The sequence below is a fragment of the Halioglobus sp. HI00S01 genome, assembly GCF_001635445.1.
In the GTDB taxonomy this organism is placed as follows: Bacteria; Pseudomonadota; Gammaproteobacteria; order Pseudomonadales; family Halieaceae; genus Halioglobus; species Halioglobus japonicus.
Genome location: NZ_LWEE01000062.1, coordinates 243,309 through 263,584, shown reverse-complemented (window position 1 = coordinate 263,584; position 20,276 = coordinate 243,309). Strand labels below are relative to the sequence as shown.

Below are 20,276 nucleotides of genomic sequence, written 5' to 3'. Positions count from 1 at the left end.
ACAGTGGTAGTGCCGCCGCCAGTGCTGGGAATGTTTACATCGGGTAGAACGCGCCGCTGTTCACGCCCGGGCAACCCCGCTACGTCCCTTCTCGTGACATTGGACAGTCGTATAGGGTTTTTAAAGGAGAGGTCGGCGGGCAGGGCCGGAGGACTCGACAAGCAGAAAAGGCATATCAGGAAGTAAGAGAAGCCTTTGGCGCTCATGCCGAGCCCTTATTATTTGCCCTCGTATAAGAGCGGGGTGGTTAGGTGCCGGTTACAGTGATTTGGTAACTCTGAGATTGGACGCCTGATACTGACAATTCATTGAGATCTATGTCAAAGGACAGACTACCGGTAGAGAGGTTTAATCCGTCGTAAGTAGGCGTCGAAACAGTCGGCGTGCCCGCGAAGACGTCGTTAGCCGTCCCCGTTTTTGTAACAGAGGCGTTATACTGGGTGTATCCGAGTGCGCGAACTCCAAAAGCGTTGTTGATCGTAACCGACACGCTGCCATCCAGAGGGACCAAGTCGCTGTCATCGAGGCCCGCGTCGATTGAACCGCTACCACCTGTTAGGTCAAGCGGTGATCCGCTTAGATCTTCACCCAGAAGCTCAACGCAGTAATCTTGATCCGTACAGTCTGAAGCCCCGGGATCGATAGCGTTTATCAGTCCAGCCTCATCGATGTCAATTTCGATGGCGTCAAACGCATAAAGAACAAGCACTTGCGGGAAATTCAGGTCAACGTCAGTGATGATGGAAGCTGAGTGCGCTCCGCTCGAGAGAAAAGTCGCAGCCATGGCGCCGGTGATTGCAGTTGCTCGGAGTGTTCGATGTAAGTTCATGGTGAGTCCCTGTAATAGCCAAAGTTGTGATTTTAGTTCATGTCCCCCAATATCTGAACCGTATAACCACTAAAAAACCGAAAAATCACATATTTGAGGCCAGATCTAGGATGCCCGCCACCCTACTCGTCCTCTTCCTCTATAGAAATGACTTGACCGTCAGTCGTCATCGTAATGATGTGTAACACGCCGTTTCTGTATCCTCGGACCAAATAAACACTGTTATCGTTACGATCGGTTAGGCGGTACCCGTTCGGTGCAACACCCAGAACATCATACGCAGCGGCGGAGACCAAGGAGGGCAAGCGTGACACGTCAGTGTCGAACCAGTTAATCGTAACGCCCTTTGGTGGAATGTCTGTTGGAATGTCAGTGCCTATTGGCTGAGCACGTGCCGAAACACTCATTACCACAGCTAAAGACAGCCATAAATGTTTTGAAGACTTCATTACATCACCTCTCCCAAGTATTCTCGGCGGCCGAAAAGATACCGTCGTTATTTCTGTCCCACCTTTTAGCGCCTAAATTAGTGAGTTCGATGATGCCGTCACCGGATTGAGACCCTGTAGGCGTTGCTCTCAAGGTATAGGTATTGGCAGTAACTGCCTGGATGCTCAAGTTGTAGAACGCTGTGTCACCGTCCGTAGGTGACGTATCGGGGTATACCGTGCCAGCCACAGCGTTGGCGTATGTGAATTTCGCCGAAAATTCTCGCTCCATCGCTTGTGCAAAACCGATCAGATCAGACTGCGCGGTCGAACGCCGCGATTTGATGACAGAATCCTGGTAGGCTGGCAACGCTATGGCAGCAAGAATTGCCACGATAGCGACCACAATCATCAGTTCGATTAGTGTGAACCCACGCTGGTTAGGCTTTTCCATTTTACCGATCCTCGCGCCAGAAAGATTTAATGATGCTGCCGCTGCTTAAGGTCTGGATTGGTGGTTTTTCCGCACCGGTGAATAGATCGCAACCAGCTCCTGTGCAAATGATGACCGGCTCATCAATAATGGCCGGCGTGTCCAAAGCAAAAGCCCGGTCGGCTTTGTCAAACCCATCAACAGTGTCCCAGGTGGGGTTGACGGGTGAGCCATCCAGAATGTTGACTTGGTACACAAAAGATGTGCCAGCTTTAGGAATGCAGCTGTCGGCTACTGCAGAGGGGGAATAGGTAGTGAAGGTAATGGTGTCCCTGAACGTAAGCGGCGTCGATAGAACTTTCTCTCCAGCCCTGGGGAGATTGAAATAGTATCCACCTGCGGCATCGAGCGCCGCAGCTGCTGTGGCAGATTCCGCTGCCGTTCCCTGCTGAATAAGATTTTCTGTTGTATCGAACAAATCGGATTCGATACGTTTAACATAGCTCGCCGGCGGTCCGAATACGGCGCCCTCGAATAGCACGTAAAACCGATCTGTGATGGAGGTTCCGAGTGGATTTGGACGCTTACCACTGCCTATGCTGATGGCCAAAGTTCGCTTGCCGTCACGCTCAATGAGCGCTACATCGGGGGAATGGAAGAACATCCTGTTATTGGCAACGTTGGTGTCTCCATCCGTACTTACATCGGCAATTACGCCACCCTGGACCATCGCAGCTGCAGTTGTGTTTCTCGCAACGTCAAATCGCCAGACTTGGCCGCCCGTATCACCTACGAAAATGATGTCGTCGATACCATCGCTGTCAGCGTCAACGACTGAAAGTTGTGCAGGGATCGAATATTTCATCTCCGCAAACTCTTTAGTTGCACCACTTCCGGTAGGGCCCGCAGAAAATATCAGCTCGCCGGTTACAGCATCAACGATATAGAAGGCTCGCCCAATGGTGTCCTCTTCTTTAACTAGGTACGAGTCCTTTGCGGGATCGTAGCCACCACCAAAGAACAGCACGTCACGTACTGATTCGCCACTATTACCTGCGAGGGTTATTCGGCCTTTTACAGGAGCTGACCACGTTTCGCCAAGTTCTCCAAAGCCTGTAGTAGAACCGCCGTTAATCTGCCACATGAACTTCGGGGAACTACGGTTAGTAGCATCGAGCGCATAGATATTCCGTCCCCCGCGGCGCATACCTGCATAAATCCTAACGAAGTCTCCTCCGCCTTCAGTAATGCCATCTGATCCGCTGTCGTTAGTCCATGCCACCACGCTACCGTCCAGGCCATAGGCGTGCTGACGACCTGAGTTGTTGGCGCGCAGGACTGTCTGCAATGGAAGAAGCTCTTTTGGAATATACGAAAAGATTTCCTCGCCAGTTGCAGCATTTATGGCGTGAAGGCGGCCTTCATTCGTAGCCATAAAGATTGAGACATCAGACGTAATCTCACCAGTGTTAGCATCTTCGGACTCTGAATAAGTGACCGCTACAGGCTTCGAATGAAGAGGATCAGCGATGGTATAGCGATTTTCGTTGGAGTCGCCGTCACCGTCCTCATCATCGACATCAACCCCGCGAATCCACGAGATTTGACTGTCACGGTCGCCTGCGGGCACGTCGAGGTCAGCAGCCGTCAAGCTTGCATTGCCCGTTACGACGAGATTGGTAGCGTCAGTGAGCGAGTTCGATAGGCCGAGCGACGTGTAGACGTTCCTTGATGAAGCACTAGGTGTCTGTTCGCCGGCACCTCCTTCGTCCACTTTCGAGCCGTCCTCATTCGTGCTCCAAAATGATTTTGATGTACCAAGAAAGAAGCCCGTCGTTTCGCTTACCGCTGGATTGTTGTTCGCATCGAGTAGCACGTTCCGTTCTCCGCCAGCCTCACCGAGCTTGTACTTCTTGAGGTTGCCGCGCCATGCTGGAACCGAATCCGGGCGGAATACCGCGAAGTAGACGTCATCCAGATTGGTAAGACGATTGAACTGATTGATTGCTGCAACAGGAGCTACGAAGCTAGTGTCAGTATCTAGAACGCCAGCAAATATCTCTTCGATTTCTTCCACCAACTCAGCAGAAGAAGATGCCTCCTTGTAAAGCCCGCCGCCGCTGGCTGCCACATCTTCAAGGAACTGCGATGAAAAGTTAAAGCCGATGGTGTGGGTCGTAACGCGTTGGGACCCTTCTAGCGGCGATATATCCGTGTCCTGCATAAGTTCGGCCAGGTCAGCAATGCATCGTTCGCTGTCATTGGAGCCGCTGCTGCAGCTAGACAGGCCGGAGATCGATTTAATCATCGCCTCAGAATTTGGCGAATTCGCCTCACCATCTGTCAATAAGATTAGGTGAGACTCGGTCTGGCAGTAGTTATCAATCGGAGACTTGTACACGGGGTTGCCCAGCAAGTACTCGCCCTTCGGCTGTCCTGAACCATTGCTATCATTGCACTCACCGTCACTCGAAGTCGTTGACGGACACCCTGGAGGCAACCTGCTGCCTTGGAACGATTCTGTGGTGATTGATCCCGGAGCAGATACACGTGTGTATGTGAACGGCCCGCTGGTTGATGTGCCAGTTGTTAATTCAACGCCCTGTGCATTATGGCCCCCCCTGTATTTCCCCCATACAACATTGGATCCGGTGTAGTACTGATACGCCTCATACATTGTGTCTTGAACAGGCGTCCATCCGGCCGTGGTGAGGGAGTTGACGGCTTGCAAAAGTTCTTCCCTGACAGTATCCGCACCCTGCGAGCCGTCGTCGACGTAATTGATAATTAGCTTCGCCGACTTAAGCTGATTAGCTTCCTCGTGGGCAAATGCGCTTCGACTGGAGCCGCTACTGTGGTCCACTCGAAGCAAGATGTCGTTACCTTCCACCCATCCACCGGAGATGGCGCTTGAAATCAGTCCTTTTATGTCAGGTGAAGCATAGCTAGACCCTTCAATCCACTGCCCTGCACTCCACGTTGTTCCTCCGGTGAAGTTGCGTGAAGAAATGGCACCGCCGGAACTGAGGCCATCTGCATTGTTGACATCCTCAATAGAAAGCCGGAGAGAGGCTGGTGTTGTGTTTGATTCAGACGACGCAACCAGTTCCAGATAAGCCGACCGAATGTCTGCAGTTCGTGGGATAGGTAGGTCAGTGAATCGAAACAGACCGAATTTTCCACTTTCTAAGGTAATAGCATTTCCAGCCGTAGCCACGGACGCACCTGCACCAGAAGAAAATCCATCGTCGGTATCAGCGATCACCCTTTTCGACGCAGTTATGGCCCGGCATGAATCGCCTGGAGTGAGTGTTGATCGGTCATATGTGACCTCGAGCCGAGGTGCAGATCCTGTAAGGCTGTCGAATGAATGTGCAATTCTTGACGCCGCGTTGCCTTCAATTTTGAAGGCGATGTCGCCACCCCCGCACCAATCGGCCCTGTCGACGTGATCATTAATGAGCGAAGTAACATCGACCTCGCCCTCGCCACCAGCAGTCCAATCATTCCCGTCTGCATTCCAGGTAATACCAGGGCCATAGCTACGTGAGGTTATGTCCCTTAATGAGCCCGTATAGGCCGCCGGGGATATAGAATCTTCAATCGAAACCGTCAGTGTCGCGTCTTGGTTCGAAGCGACCAGCGGATCGAACACCAGTCGGGCGCTAGTTACTGTTACATTCTGCGGCACGTCGACCCCTGACAAAATAAGGCCAGCAGCATGTGGTTCTATGTCGGGAGGCCCGGATGCGTACCGAATAGTCAGCTGCGCTGCCTGGTTCTCAGACCTTTCAACCGTTGCAAATCTTCGGAAGGGATCTCGACCGGAATTTGTTTGTGTTGTGCAGCGCTCACCTGGACAATCAATGATTAGGACAACGTCATCCACACTGCCCTCATCACCCTGCCAGTCGTTGTCGTCAATAATTTCTTGAACGAGGTCCTTCAGATCCGGGCTCGTGATTCGCTCCCCATCGGCGGGCACAGAGCCATCGGCTGTGCTCATCGTCCAATCAATTGAAGTAGGGACGGTACCGCGATCAGAGATGTCATTGTTATCCTCTTCCATGCCCCAAGCGGGCGGGCGGTCGCCCCTGACCCGCGCGTTCACGAATCCGCGGGCTTTCCGGACCGTCATGTCTAAACTAGCGCTTAGAATCGTAGAGCCAGGGGGTATGTCCAGTCCATTGAACCGGAGCCCAAAATTTCGGTACGTGCTCCTAAAAACATAGAGATCACGCGGGCTGCCATTGTTGTTTTCTGCAGAGAGCCGAACAGCGCCGTTAGTGAATTCTATGCCGTCCTCGTCTGGTTGATTGACTTTCGATATTAGGATCTCAGACCCACCATCACCGCCGGCGACACCACCCATACGAAGCTCAATGCCATCAGTAGTTACGACGCCCGAGCCAATGTCTTCGATGGCGTCATCCGCAGAGGCTTCCACCTGACTCACTACAGTAACCGTACCGCCAGGCTGAGAAGTTTTACCGTCGATATACGACACTGGGTAGAGAACAGGACCACCCGGATTTGAGAATCGCATGAGGCCGACATTTACGTCATTGAGATCGCCGATGATCTCGTTCATCGCCACTTTTAACCGTTGCATTCTTGTTTGGTCAGTGCCATCGAAGCCGCCCATAGAGCCGGAGGTGTCGAGGATAAAAACGACATTGGGAGCCGCGCCACCACCGCGCAGATCGCCAAAAAATATCTCGGTATCATCAGCCCAAACCGGCGAGGTCACCCACGCCGACAAAGCAACATTTATCGAAAGCCTCCTAAACATTGACAAAACAGATCTTAAGCTCATGGCTACCTCCAAAATTTTGATACCTACAGGCCAGGCGTCGGTGTGGTACCGCTGTTGCTGCGAGGCGCTTCGACGTATACGCCCTGTACATGTTCACTTTCGATATCGGAGTTTCCGACCGTAGATATCGCTGTGGTTTCGTAGTAAAAAGTCTCGATGCCCGCGCTGCCTTTGCGAATGGAATAGCCAATGGTGGCGGCATTCCCGACGTATTGAGTTTCACTTGTAGCTGCTGCGCTAACCGTCCTGTCCGCCGTGTCATACGCAGCAATAGCGTGATTGATAGTCGGCCAAGCAGGACTGGCCGGAGATACCACCGTGGCTCTAAAGGCAGATCCGAGGTTGTTAATATCGTTGCTAGCCTCTGCCAGGGCAGATTCTGCCATCTGGAACGTAATGGCTTTCTTTTCGGAAGCCGTAGCGAGCTTGACTTCAAGCGTGCTGACCTCCATCACGGCGGTAGCGATGATGGTGATGACCAGCAGCATCAGCAGCGAAACAAGGAGAATGGCGCCACGCTCATTCGATTGTGTGTAGACGATTCTCATATCTACTCCCTATAAAGTCTCGTACCGCGTATTTCGCAGGGTTGCCGTTGTAGTGAAGACTTTTCGCAAAAACGCCCCTCCAGAGTGAGCGCCTGTGCCGGTAGCAGGTATGGTGTCGCTTAATAAAATGTAGGATTCGATGTCTGGATCAGTTCTAACAAGCTCATAACCTTGCAGCAGAAACGCCATACGCAAAGTAGTCACATTCTCCCAGTTGATCGATGGATCGCTGGCAGCTACATACCTCACCTGATCACCGACCCTTTCGCCATACTCAAGGCGTAGATACTCCACGCCCTCAACCAATTCTTCAGCGACACCACCGACCGAACGGTAAAGTGCAAAAACATCACTGCCTGCAATGTCCCTTCCTGTATCAGCCACGTACCACGCCACGTTTTCGTATTTCATGAGCTCAGACGGTTCACCGTACCGGTAACCTGGCTCAACAGGGATCGGTAGATTGCCGCTGTCAGCAAACTCGAGTGTGACATCTGATGTAGGGTCAGTGCATGTTATGGCGTTTGTGACGCGGAACATGTGTGCCGATAGACAGCTAGAAACGATGACCAGGTCATTTTGCCCAACAGCGCACTCGGGGTTGGCGGTGATTGTGACATCGTCATCAGAACTACCAAGCTCCCCATCCAGTATGTTCTTACCCAGAGTTGTGGCCATCTGGATATTAAGCATGTCACTACCAGCGCGACCGTTTGTTGATGCCTCAGTCAAATCGCTGCCTGATGGTGTAGGAGTCCATGAGGAATCCGATGCGGCCCTAGAAAAGCCGCGCACGCCATTGAACTGCACCCCTGTTGCAACAATCTCAACGAGTCCATCAATGGAATTGCAGCCGGAATAGTTAGCTCTCCGGATATCAGCAGACAGCAACTCGATCGCAAGACGACCATTTTCCTGAAGCTTAGCGAGCGAGCTTTCTGAAACACTCGACGTCTTCGTCGCTAGAAAAATCTGAACCGCACCGAGAAGCAGAAATGCTGTCAGAGCGAGCGCCACCATCGTCTCTAGCAGGGTGAGGCCTTGCTGGCGTCTAACTGTAACTGCAAAATGATCAATCATTCATTCTTGTCCTGAGTTGTAAAGAACGTTCGAGCGAGCCTCGCACGGCGTTATCGTCGCCATCAGTGGCCCAGTCCCGCTGGGTCCAAAAAATCGTGACCACATACTCATTACTCGCAGCAACTTTTGTGATTGCGGCTCGTCCACCAGGGAGTGTAGGTTTATACCCAGTGGTGGTCTCGACGTCCCAGAAATGTCTTCCTAACTCATAGATATCGTTAGTTGCTAATTCGCTGCCATTACAGCCCGTGGCTTCAGTGAGACATGAATCCTTCGCGGGAACATCTCCTATGGCATCCAGGGTCACGGCGTCATATGCGCCAGCGACACGGCCTTCCCTATTGCTAAGAATGCGGTCGAGCATTCCAGACGCAAGCGCCACGGCCTGAGAACGCATATATGCGCCCTGGTTGTTCTGCATGGATTGCAGCTGCATGGTGGCAATGCCGAGGCAGCCGATAGTCAGCACGATTAGCGACACGAGGACTTCAATTAGCGTGAAACCCTGAGACCTAGATGCGAGGCTCGAAAAATGATTCCTCGATGTACACGTCACGGACATGTGATATTCGCTCCAGCGTCGTTGTCTACAGTACCGTCGCCGCCGCTATCTACGGCGAGGCGAGGCTGCCCTGATCGGTTAAGAACAACGGCTGATGAATTTGCCGCACCTAGTGATCCGCAAACGGTGAATGTACCTCTGTCAGATGCCTGGCCCGAAGCGTTGAACGCGACGGCGCCGGAATTCGTAAAATTGACAGTGCGTACTGTGATCCCGGACGGCGCGGGCCCGCTCAAAGCAGCAAGGGGCTCATTGGGATCACGAGCCATGTTTCTAGCGGTACCGCCCCCAGAGCCATCGTCTCTGAAAACAATCCAGCCATCTTCCCAAATATTTTCATCCCTACACGTCGAGCCATCTGCACTTGCGCAAATAACAGTCTCTGTGAATCCGTTGGCGGCCTCGGCCCTCGCAGAACGAACTGCTGAATAGATGTCTTCGACCGTCCCGAACCGCTTACTTCGATCAATTGATCCAGTGAATGAGGGCACGGCGAGCGCGAGCGCTATGCCTGCTATCACAAGTACTATCATGACCTCAATCAACGAAAATCCTTTCTGATATCTTGGCACGCCGGCATCTCACTAAACTATAAAACTATGGTTACGAAGAAAACACACAGAATAATGGTTATTCAAGCAACTAGCGATGTAAAGCAAATTCATGGGGAAACCATGAACGTCAAGATAAAAGGCGCTATTCCCGGATGAACGGCTAGGTGCACAACCAGGGTGTGGAAAATTGGCCGCTAGAACGGAGTGTCTTGTGGCACGTGAGCCGATTAAAACAGTCTGAAAATCACCGGTACGGTTAGGGAGAGGTTGCCTGATTCATCCTGGAATTCGGATATCGGCGACGGCCCTGCTGGCAGGTCTATCCCAGTAGACAGAGAGTCCTCAGCCGCTCTAAGCGCCTCGTTATCGAGAATCTTCTTCTTCGAAGATTCTAGTATCGATGCACGAATGAATTGACTGTCTCCGGATAAAACCACTTCCAGCAGAATAGACCCTTCAAACGACCGTTTGATTGCGCGCTTTGGGTACTTTATTTCTCGTGTGACCTGGGCAATCAGGCTGGATTGAAACATGGCGACTTCTCGCGCGTAGTCAGCAGCGCTGATGGCAAGCTCCTCGGAATCGTCTGCGGACGTAGCCGCAGCGGTGTCCGCGGAACCGGTCGGGTCACCGACGGCGTCCGTGGAATAAACAGGCTCGCGTACAGGTGCGACGGCATCCTGCGCGACAAGAACGGGGTCGTCAGGCGCTCGAATTGGCTCAGGAATACTTGCTGTCGTTGGCGCTTCTGGTACCGCCGTAGGAGCTTGAACCTGTGGCTCCGCCAACACCGTTGCCTCTCGGCGCTCCACGGTGTTGGGTGCTTCCCCTTCAGATGCACGCCAGGTTTTCACCTCGTCAATACGCGCAAATGTCAAGGCTGCTCCGGCATGCAAGGCGGCGGCATCACTATCCAGCGTTCGAGAACTAAGTTGCTCCAGAAATGCAGGCGAAGCCCCGTCTCTTCTGATCCAGGACTTGACAATGTATTCACCGGAGGTGCCAGATTCCACTTCTCCTAGTACGGTGTCATTTAGTGTGACGCGCGTGGTCGAGTCAAACACGCCAATGACCAACTCGTCGCCCCTGAACAGGGATCCGTCGATGGAATCGATAACGTCGTTAATCAGCCCGATAGTCAGTGGGTCAGGCTCCATGCCTCCGTTCGCTATTTGGGCCTGAAGCAGAACACCTCCGAGGAGGCGCCGGGCGCTTGTCCGGCGCGCAAGAATTTTGTATTCCATCGCCCAATTATTGCCGGCCACGAAGTTCTGCGCATCAAGGTTCTGTGTCGTCTCCGAAAATAGGGTCGCGACGTAAGTCTGCCTCCCCGTCTCTACATGCACAGCCATTCCCGTCTTAAAAAAGTCGTCAAGAGCGCTCTGCGCAACTGCAGTGGTCGTAAAAATGACTGAAGAAAGCGCGAGCAAGGCGCATAGAGCCCACCGCTTGTCGGGGCGTCTTTCAGTTCTGTCGCTCATGGCTTCTGCCTGGTGTGTATCCAACGAATATTGTGGACAGTAAGGGCTCCATTAACAACAGAAAAAACGTAGATAGGCAGAGAACAAGCGGTTTTCCACGACGCAATAGTCTAAAGATTAGCCTCCGCCGGGGAGCTAGAGTTTGACAAAGGGATCGAGCCGAATTTGCCCAGATAGCTGGCTAAAATCAGCGTCACACGCGTTACCTACGCCGTCAAAATCACCATCAAACTGACGAATATTGGAGTGGTTAGGACAGTTGTCACACTGGTCCCCTACTCCGTCGCCGTCAGAATCAGCTTGCCCAGGATTGGGCGTTGCGGGACAGTTATCGGAAGTTATAACGCCGGAGTAGTCACTCTCTGCAAGGAAATTTACAATGCCGTCACCATCATCGTCATCACTGACGGCATTAATAGTCGCCGCCCAGGCCGGCTTAGGCGCCCCGCCTGCTGAGTGAGGGCGCAGAAGGCCGCTAATTGTTATCGCCCACTCCGACGCAGTCCATAGATTGATATCAAATAGTGAGTCGAAAACCTCGAGCTGTGTGTCATCGAGCGGCCACTCGACGTCCTTCGTCCACCAATTGTTAATGAAGTGCATTCGGTGATGACCTGCAGTCCGACTGAACCTGAAGTTCACAAGAAAGTCTGCGTGGAGTGCTTGTTCTACCAGATAATCGGCGTACGCATGGTCCATCGAGTTTATCGGTATGCCTGTCGGATATGGCACCCAGCCCCTATACCCCGTCTCTGCAACAGCGATTGGAGTTTCCAAAAATGCGGCGTGGTATTCATCGGGCAGGAAAGACCTTGCGGCCTCGAGGAGCTTCCAGAGGTTAGAGTCACTATCACTTGTCGGTTCTGAGTAATCCTCAACCCTGTCAGATGGATACATCGAAAAGCCCACTAAGGTCGGCACCGGCCCGCTTTCGTTTTCACGATTAAGCAACCAAAATTTGGCGACAGATGAAACATATTCCTTACCGCTATTATCTTTAGCAAGGGCGCAGTTGCGCCGGTCGTCGTCGCATGTGTAGGCAGACTCCAGTATCCAAGTGGTAAAAACGCGCACTGAGGGATCTAACGCGTACACATAGGCGAGAACGTGTTTGTAGGCCATCTCGAATTTCGTCGAGACATTTCTGCCGCCGAAGCGAGAGAGACGCCCAAGCTCTCTCCATGGTACGAAGTACTGCGCATCATAGTGGGCCACTAAAAATGCTGAAAAGCGCCCAAGCGCGGCAGCGGATACCGGCATGTTGTATGTCTCTGCACCGGCAGGGCCAAGGAATCCCTGCGGATAGGTTCCATCAAGGTCTGGCGCTGGCTTCCCATTTGCTCCACAAACATTTTCTGCCGTGCACTCAACGTAATGACCGTATATGGACAAAGGCCTTCCATCGCGAACGCGATTAACCGAAGCTTTGACTTTGTCGAGATGGCACAGCCATTGCCCCGGCGTTCTAATATCAAATGGGCTTTCTACACACCTTGGTTTACCTTCGTTGACGGGATCGCTGAGCAGACGGTCTCTGTATTCCTGATATGTACAGTGCCGGTTCCCACAATCGCTGAGAAAATTTGACCAGGAGATTCTCATGTATGACCGCTCCCCGGAGTCAAAGCGGCTCAATCCGTTAATGCTCATCATGTTGAGCCCATCTTTATGGGCAAATGACTGGTCCCTAACGCCGGGCATCAGTTCAGTTGGCTTTGAATATTGGTCAAGTTCCGGCATGTCGTAGAACGTAGTGCTGATTAGTGGCTTTCCGGGCATGCTGTCCCGGGTCGAGCGCGCCACGCGGCGCTCTATATGCAAGATGTTGCCGGCTTGCGGTAACCCACCCGACGCTGGGGGTGGGGTCAAGATTTCACTCAGGGTTAATTCTCCGCCGTCACGCTCATAGCAATCATCAAACGTGGATTGATCCTGGACAAGGCATCGGAATGTCTCTGACGTGACCATGGGGATATAACCGCCTGTTAACTCAGACTTTCCAGCGACAACAAAGGTCTCAGTGATGGCGCCGTTGGGTGCAACGTCAGTCAGTACGCACGGAAGAGGCACAGGCTTGCTTAATGAGTATTGCCCGGCGCTGGATACCGTGGAGTCTCCAAAATTGATAAAGGTGCCGCGGCGCGTCTTGCAGGAAAACTGTAGCGAATCGTTCTCGATCCAAAAGCCGGAGAGGCTTAGTGGCACGGGTTCGTCCGCGTATCGAAGTGGAGCGCTGTTTGCCAGCGCCAGTCCATTGCTATCTACTCGTAACTGCTCGTTGCCGAGCTTAACAGACAGGTTACACGCACTTATTCCGCTGAGTGTAACCGCCAAAAGCAAAGCCGTTAGCGCGGTTTTCATCCCCAAAAGCCTGATTAAAAATCACAGAGGACGTAATCATCGTAGTGGGCAGTTTAGAAAACAATAAAAAAAGCGAGGAAACGCAGACAAAATGCGGTTAATGCCGTAAAGGCCCGATCATGCGAGCCTTTACGCGTGACTTTCGGGGATTAAAAGTCGTAAGAAAACCGGATACCAATCTCACGTGGTCGTAGGACATTTTTAAAATAGCGCCTAAGCTCGACGTTACCTACCGAGCCAATTGTAGAAACGTCGTCCCGGACACCGGTTTCCGCGTATTCGTCAAAAACGTTGTTCACGTAGGCAGCAAGACCTAAATCCCCGCTTTTCCAGCCAACAGTAGCGTTGTGAAGCACATAGGAATCTAACGTCTCGCCAAAGTTTCGGTTGCCCACTTTGGTATAGATGTCACCGGTATAGGCTGTTCTCCAGCTGGCCCACGCAGAACCGCCAAGGAGATCGAACGCGTAGCGAGCTGACAGAAATCCTTGGTGTTCTGGAGTGCCGGGGAGTCGGTCGCCGGAGAAGGCATCAACGCCTCCAACTAGCCCTGGCGCATCCTGGTCGAGCGTGGCATTGGTGTAGGTGTACGCCATGGAGAGAAGAACATCTTCCACAGGCATCCAGCTCGACGAAACCTCAACGCCATAGCTCTGGGCCTCACCGCCGTTTGAGGTAATCGGTACCGCTCCGTTCTCGGTTACATCCGAGATTTGGATTTGATCCCAGTCAATAAAATAAAGCGTGGCAGCGTATGTGAGCCCGGCAAGATAAGCCCCCTTAAGCCCAATCTCATAGTTTTGAGTTTCATCCGGCTCAATGAGAAGTTCGTCGTCGGTGGCGCAAACCAAGCCCGGACCATCAGGCTGCCCATCCACGCAAGCGGGGACCAAGTTGACGCCCCCGATTCTATATCCCTCGCTAAACAGGGCATAGGCGAGCAGATTGTCGGAGATGGAATACTCGGCACCAGCTTTCAGCAAAAAACCATCATCTGAGGCCTCAGAACGCTGTCGATCCAAGATGATTGAATCCGCGGGATCTCCTCCAAACGCAGTTCGGAACAGCGGCTCATCAAAAGCGCCCGCCACGTCCGACTCGAAATCATAATAGCGCCCACCGACCGTCACTTTTAGTCTGTCAGTGACGGCATATCCCAATTCACCAAAGAGAGCCATCTCGTCAACATTAGCGCTCGTTTGCGAAATGTACTCGAGATCATCTGTGCGAACCGCTACACCGCCGAATGCATCGACCAGAAACTGGCCCACACCAGGTGTGAATTCGCGAGATTCCGCCTTTGATGAGTACTCGGAATAAAAGGCACCAGCGATCCAGTTCAATGGCGCGTCATCGGTGGATACTAGCCTGAATTCCTGGCTAAAACGCTCTTCGGAGGCGGAGTCCTCCGATATACCGACGAACGGTTCGAAAAGATCGAACCCGACATCAAATAAGAGGAGCAAATCTGTTTGATCCCGACGCCCTGACTCGTCCCATTCAGAATAGCCAGTCGCTGACGTCAATTGCGCAAAGCCAAGATCAAAGGAGCCCTGGGCTGTGAAAAGCTCAGTGGTTTTATCATTCGGCTCCTCAATACGCATGCCCGACTCGTATCGACCAGTACCGAATGCGTCGCGGCTATTGATCATTCTCCCGCCAGTATCTGTGTCTTGACGCGTATATGCGACTTCAATGTCGGCGTTGCCGACTGCATACCTGATCGCCCCCCGGGCGAAAGTGATATCTTCCGTGTTGACGTCGTTGGACGCCTTAATGTTATCGGCCCTATTTGAGTTCGACGGTTGTGGCAATGAAACGCCCGGCGTGCGAACAAGCTCGACGTAGTCAATAAAGCCCGGATCTGAACGCTTGGAGAGTACGCCGCGAAAGGCCAACGCATCGTTGATGATAGGAATGTTCATAACGGCCTCGCCCTCATAACCAGCGTCGCCGGCTTCGGATACGGAATAGGCCTGAAAGCCAACATTGCCGGAAAAACGCGACAAGTCGGCACGGTTCGGGATGTAGCGAACAGCACCAGCCAGCGTTCCGGCGCCGTACAGCGTTCCTTGCGGGCCGAGCAAGAATTCAACACGGTCAATGTCAGTCAGAGCCAAGTCAATAAAAACAGGTACATCTCCCACATACGTGGCAACCGGTGAAAATCCGCCGTTTTGCTGGAATTCTGAAGCGGCCAGGGCATCTGTGTTGATGCCTCTGGCAACGACCTGTGGCGCCCCTCTGGAGCCTTGGTCAAGAACCGTAAACCCTGGCACGCGTCCAGCGATGTCAAAGAGGTCTATCAGCCCATCGCGCGCAATATCCGCACCAGAAACCACCGAGATCGACATCGGCGTTTCAAGCACGGTCGATTCCCTCCGGGACGCAGTAACGACAACTTCTTCGATGAGTGTGACCCCCTGCGCTGGGTCTTTCTCAGACGCCACGGCGACGGTAGCGTGACAGCACAGGCCAAGCAATATGGTTCTTGTGAAAATTGTTTTCAACTTACACCTCCAAAATGAACAAAGACATTTCAGATTCCTAGCCTATAGGATCGGAAAAAACAGATATACCCGCTTTGTCGCGAAACGCGAAAAATCAACAGCATTTGGAGGCTGCGTTTGACAAACTTGTCGGAAATGGACGAATCAGGTGGTGTAAAAATAGAAGAAAACTATCGCTGTCGGGCGATGTATTAGTCCGAGTAAACGTTCGCGAAGTCTGGAATGGTTACTCCCAGGTTTCTCGCAAACGCTAGATAATGGACGAATCGCTCTATCTGCCTGTGAGGCACCCCCGCTGAATCGCCCCACTTTTGTGCGGTGCTAGCGAATTGTTCTGCTGTGCCCGCCCTCAATGGTGTTAGCGAGAATCTGCCGTGGCTACCAGCGTGAGCGCAAACGGCCGGCCTACCTTGGTATGCCAGAGTGAAGGTGTTTTTAACGAGAGAGACACGAGCATACCTGCAAACATCCCAATCGTCTGAGGCGGCGACCAGTGCACTGGACGCAGCGGTGCAGTTTGCCGACTGAGCGTCGACGAACTTAAATCCCTCCCCGGTAGACCATATCATGAGACGAATGGCCCTCTTTCCACCACGCGCAACGACGCCAGGCACTTCCGTGCCTTTAGAGCGCAGCGTAAGCAGCTCCCCTTGCTTCCAACTGTTGATGACCGGGAGTTGCTCCTCTACGTCCGGTAGCACTCCCGGTATCCTGCAAACGTTTCGTTGATCTGTTTCCAATCGCACCAATCGTTCGGTGTCAGGGTCCCAGTAAGTCACGTTCACGCGCAAACCTACTCTTTTAATCACCCTGCCCTGGTAGATGCACGGAGGCACAGACACGCTGACATAATCGCCGCGCCTGACTGCCAATCCTGAGTGTGAATTAGTTCCGAAATCTACCATTCAAGTCACGTAAACAAAAAGAAGCAGTGTAAGCAGTAATTAAGCTGGTGAAAATACCTTTAAAGATAGATTTTGAGATTGTCTGCCAGTGCTGTTAAGCTTTTCCGCGCATTTGGGATGCGCCCTGCCTCGATCGCCAAAGAAATGATGGTTTTCGCACTTTTTTTGTTCGATTACTGAAGAATCCAAAATATACTATTACACCGACAAACTGCACATAGAATCTCGATGCTGACAGAAATGGATATTCCGATGCCTGCGCTACACGCAGAATTCGTGAGCAGCAAGCAGCGCCCTGAAATTTCTGCGTCATCCATCGACAGCGCAGTTGACGTTTATACATCCTCCTTGGATACATCAACCTGCGCTTCTGCGCAGGATCTGGAGCAATGCTTCGGTAACGCAGGCATAGAGGAATCAGTATCGGTATCAGAGATCGCGGCGTGGGTAACGTCTGCGTTCGCTCACTGGCAGCATGAATATCCCACTAGCAGCAACATCTCTGTCTTACTGGCAAAAGCGAGACCGGCTGCGTTTAGAGCAGCACTGTGCAGCGATGACTTTGCAGCGCCCGGTACACATCCTTTACATAAGATACTTGATGCAGCGCAACAAGTCGGTGTTGGATGGGAGTCGGCATCGTCGCCGGCCTCAAGAAACTTTGAAGAAGCGCTAACAGCATTCGTCGATGGCCTGTACTCCCCTGGGGGTGCTGATATAGATAAGCTGTACCAACAGACCAGCCCGAAAATTTTAGCAGACCAGGACAGGATAAGCGCCAGCCTTGAGCGCCTTGCTCGCTCTGTAACAGGCAAATCAAACTCGACTACAAGCAGGGATGCGGCCGCCGTTGCGCTAAACGAGTTGATAGATGCTTATCCGATGCCAGATAACATTGGCGAGTTTATCACCGGTCCGTGGTTTGATAGCGCACAGCTATTACTTATCCGTCACAGTGAGGAATCGCCCGAATGGGCAGAGTTCATTACTGTGACACAGAGGCTGCTGGAATCATTGCAACCCGCCGGAGATGGCTCCACGTCGAGGCGAAAAGAGGTGCTGGCAGAGGCGGCCAAGTTGCCCAAGATCATCAGCCGCTGTTTGGTCTCGCTAGCGCACGATCCTAGCGCCGTGAAGGCATCCCTCGACAAGATCAAGAGGGCCCATATGGCGGCGGTAAAACCGGGTGGGGTCGCCGCTCGGAAAATCGAATTGTTGCCACTTTTAAATGACACAGCGAAGACAACCCAGCAGCGAGAAGAGCTAGGTATCACCGAGGGGAAATGGTACGAGCTTTCGCTTGAAGGTCGAACATTTAGGGCTATCGCTGTGTGTGCAAACGACGCAGATAAGGAATACGTGTTCGGTAGCTTCGACGGTGAGAAGGTTGCGAACATCCCGTATGAAACGTTATTGGAGATGAAGGACGCTGGGCATGTTCGCCATCGCAGTAATCGCACCACATTCTCAATATCGCTCGCTGTCGCCGCTGGGATCGATTCCGAAGAGAAATACTTGCGCGTCACAGGCGAAGCTGCGGAACGTCAGAAGCAAAAGGAGCAGGAGGCGCGAAAACACGCAGAGGCCCAGGCAAAAATCGAGCGGGAAAAGATCGAACGAGAAGCTGCTGATCGCGCTCGAAAAGAAGAAGAAGCGGCACGCGTTCGAAGGCAACAGGCCGAGGAAGCTGCCGCCCGCGAGGAAGAAGCTCAGCGTGCAGCCGAAATAGAAATAGAGTTGCAGCTCGAGGCCGACGCAGCGAGAGAAGTCGAAGAACAGAAACGCATGGCCGAGCAGCAACGAGAAGAAGAGCGGCAGCGTCGAAAAGTAGAGGAAGAGCGAGAACGCAAAGAGGTGGAGCGCTCGGAGCTCGAAGCCAGAAGATCACTAGAGGAAGCTGAGAATGGCCGTGAACACCTGCGCCGTCGAGCGTTGCGGGAAGCCGAACTTAGAGGCGCAAGTCGGTTCTCGGATATATTCGAATTCGGTGCCGATTCTGAGCTAAATGCTAGCGAGGAAGTGACCAACGATCTGGCGGCTGGTGCCAATTCCTCTCTAGATTCTGCAACATACGCCGCGCTTCAGAACCTGCTCGAATCGCCGGCGGGAACCTGGTTCGGCTTCCACGATCTGGAGCAACCTCTCCTTGCCAGACTGGTCGTCTACAGCCGTGAAGAAGAAAAGTTTATGTTCACAGATCGAAAAGGCAACCTGCTACGCGTGTGCACCAAGATGGAGCTGGTGAGTTTGTTCGAGAATGACGAAGTACAGGTGCTGCAAATAAAGGGAATGGACAATGCAAAATATGCATGAAGGAATTGAGGCCGTAAACGACAAACGCGAGCACTTACGGTTGCCACTCGGGGCCAAGGTGAACTTGCAGACACTTAGCGAGGGGCCCAATGGAGAATCAGCAAAAATAGTCGGATGCCAGACGGTGGACGTAAGCCGAGGCGGACTCAGAGTCAAAATTGGGCAAGAGTTGGTGCCCAATTCAATACTACAAATCGGCGTACAGCTGCCCAGCGATGCCAAGGAGTACTTTTTAACCGGCGAAGTGATGTGGTGTGTTTCCGAGGGGAGCACCGACGAATGGATGGCAGGTTTTCGCCTTATAAATGGGGCGGAGACGGATTATTCGTGGTGGTACGAAGCGCTCGAAAAACGCGACTGAAATTAAGGATTCGAAACCTTATCTAGCACCGCGAGAGGACGTGACGCCTTCAAAACCAACGCATAACTCATTTTCTCGAATGCCTCAAAGACCATAAGCAGCCCCGCCCTTTCGTCAGGCAGCTTCAGAGCATCACCTGTAAGTGGGTCAGACACCGTAGCTCCTGTTTTTTCAATTGCCATTACGCTGCCGATAGAAACCCCCTCCCTCAGCCCCTTGTTCACGACAACGATGTCCATAGGGCCTATCTGCGTCACGCCACCGACAACCGAAATCATGGCACCATCCGTGATTTCCTGACTTGGGGAAGTTGGCTGAAACCTTGATCTCAGGCGCCCCTCCTCGATGGGCAGTACCCGGTCACCAATACGAACCTCTTCATTAACTCGCGTGATGTCCAGTTTAACGATGCCATCTACGTTCTCACTAGAATTCCGGCTCCCAGCTCGCACGAGGCCATTACCAACCGAAGAAAGCTCGCTGCCGAGAACCTCTCCCGTGTAAGGATCACGATACACGTTACCTTGCCGATAAATACCAAATGCCCCGTCCGCAATCTCACCCTCTCCTCGGACATAAACTGAGTCACCAGGACCCGATATAATGTTGCCCTGGTTCCCATGTACAACGTACGGCGCTCCACGAGCTTCAGAATCCTCAGCCACTCTATTGTTCTGCAAGAACGGGCCGATCTCCGTGAGATCTATTGCCGGGATTGCTAAATCAAGGTCAGCCACCCGCATAGTAGGACTTAGTCGTGTCGAGCCGTTACCCGGGCTCAGGCGAGCGCCCCGCCTCGATAGCAGTACAGCGCGCCCATCCTCATAGCCGATGTAAATTATGTCGCCCGGGAAAATTAGGTGGGGATTGGCAACATGAGGATTTCCATGCCAGATTTCCGGCCACAGCCATGGATCACTTAAGTAAAGACTGGATATCTCCCAAAGTGTGTCGCCGGCCTCAACCACGTATTCATCCGGGGCCGTTTCCAGAATATCCTGAGCCGCCGCGGAGACCGACGACAAGACACCTGCCATAAGAAGCGAAATGGTCCGAGACATCTGTACTCCGAGTATCCGCACACTAAGCATATCC

The 20,276-nt window shown here is 52.7% G+C and carries 13 protein-coding genes and 1 pseudogene; 2 read left to right on the top strand and 12 right to left on the bottom strand.

Features of this window, described 5'->3' with window-relative positions:
* Positions 1 to 247 precede the first annotated feature (247 nt).
* The 11 genes and pseudogenes from A3709_RS11720 to A3709_RS11675 form a co-directional block, all read right to left on the bottom strand.
* A complete protein-coding gene (locus A3709_RS11720) occupies positions 248 to 829 on the bottom strand; it encodes a hypothetical protein (RefSeq protein ID WP_066054584.1) in 582 nt (193 codons plus the stop codon).
* Between the two features lie 453 nt (positions 830 to 1,282).
* Positions 1,283 to 1,627 (bottom strand): type IV pilin protein, encoded by a 345-nt coding sequence (locus tag A3709_RS24540; RefSeq protein WP_231871169.1) that lies wholly within the window; start codon positions 1,625 to 1,627, stop codon positions 1,283 to 1,285.
* A pseudogene (locus A3709_RS23670) lies at positions 1,606 to 1,711 on the bottom strand (prepilin-type N-terminal cleavage/methylation domain-containing protein); the annotation flags it as partial. The gene A3709_RS24540 and the pseudogene A3709_RS23670, both read right to left, overlap by 22 nt.
* A 1-nt stretch (position 1,712) precedes the next feature.
* Entirely contained in the window at positions 1,713 to 6,506 is a 4,794-nt protein-coding gene (locus tag A3709_RS11705) for a PilC/PilY family type IV pilus protein (RefSeq protein ID WP_066054574.1), read from the bottom strand.
* Between the two features lie 23 nt (positions 6,507 to 6,529).
* Positions 6,530 to 7,054 (bottom strand): PilX N-terminal domain-containing pilus assembly protein, encoded by a 525-nt coding sequence (locus tag A3709_RS11700; protein ID WP_066054573.1) that lies wholly within the window; start codon positions 7,052 to 7,054, stop codon positions 6,530 to 6,532.
* A 9-nt stretch (positions 7,055 to 7,063) separates the two neighbouring features.
* Entirely contained in the window at positions 7,064 to 8,134 is a 1,071-nt protein-coding gene (locus A3709_RS11695) for a PilW family protein (protein ID WP_066054571.1), read from the bottom strand.
* A complete protein-coding gene (gene pilV, locus A3709_RS11690; protein WP_066054570.1) occupies positions 8,127 to 8,696 on the bottom strand; it encodes a type IV pilus modification protein PilV in 570 nt (189 codons plus the stop codon). The genes A3709_RS11695 and pilV overlap by 8 nt, the downstream gene beginning before the upstream one ends.
* The gene (locus A3709_RS25020) at positions 8,687 to 9,268 is read right to left on the bottom strand and encodes a GspH/FimT family pseudopilin (protein WP_156507713.1); all 582 of its coding nucleotides are present in this window, start codon (positions 9,266 to 9,268) and stop codon (positions 8,687 to 8,689) included. The genes pilV and A3709_RS25020 overlap by 10 nt, the downstream gene beginning before the upstream one ends.
* Positions 9,269 to 9,477: 209 nt before the next feature.
* Complete coding sequence (locus A3709_RS11685; protein ID WP_066054568.1) at positions 9,478 to 10,731, bottom strand: TonB family protein; 1,254 nt, start codon at positions 10,729 to 10,731, stop codon at positions 9,478 to 9,480.
* A 135-nt stretch (positions 10,732 to 10,866) separates the two neighbouring features.
* Positions 10,867 to 13,092, bottom strand: coding sequence for a thrombospondin type 3 repeat-containing protein (locus A3709_RS23665; protein WP_066054566.1), 2,226 nt, complete (start codon positions 13,090 to 13,092; stop codon positions 10,867 to 10,869).
* Positions 13,093 to 13,241: 149 nt separating this feature from the next.
* Positions 13,242 to 15,602, bottom strand: a complete 2,361-nt coding sequence (locus A3709_RS11675) for a TonB-dependent receptor (protein ID WP_066054564.1) — start codon at positions 15,600 to 15,602, stop codon at positions 13,242 to 13,244.
* 1,133 nt (positions 15,603 to 16,735) lie between these two features.
* On the opposite strand from A3709_RS11675, the gene A3709_RS11665 reads away from it, so the two are divergent.
* Together A3709_RS11665 and A3709_RS11660 are read left to right on the top strand one after the other, a co-directional pair.
* Positions 16,736 to 18,820 carry a DUF1631 family protein gene (locus A3709_RS11665; protein WP_066054560.1) on the top strand — a complete coding sequence of 695 codons (2,085 nt, stop codon included), beginning with the start codon at positions 16,736 to 16,738 and terminating at the stop codon, positions 18,818 to 18,820.
* Entirely contained in the window at positions 18,804 to 19,181 is a 378-nt protein-coding gene (locus A3709_RS11660; protein WP_066054558.1) for a PilZ domain-containing protein, read from the top strand. Before A3709_RS11665 ends, A3709_RS11660 begins: the two co-directional genes overlap by 17 nt.
* Positions 19,182 to 19,183: 2 nt before the next feature.
* Here the strand turns inward: A3709_RS11660 and A3709_RS11655 are convergent, their stop codons facing one another.
* Entirely contained in the window at positions 19,184 to 20,242 is a 1,059-nt protein-coding gene (locus A3709_RS11655; RefSeq protein WP_066054992.1) for a LysM peptidoglycan-binding domain-containing protein, read from the bottom strand.
* Between the last annotated feature and the right edge of the window lie 34 nt (positions 20,243 to 20,276).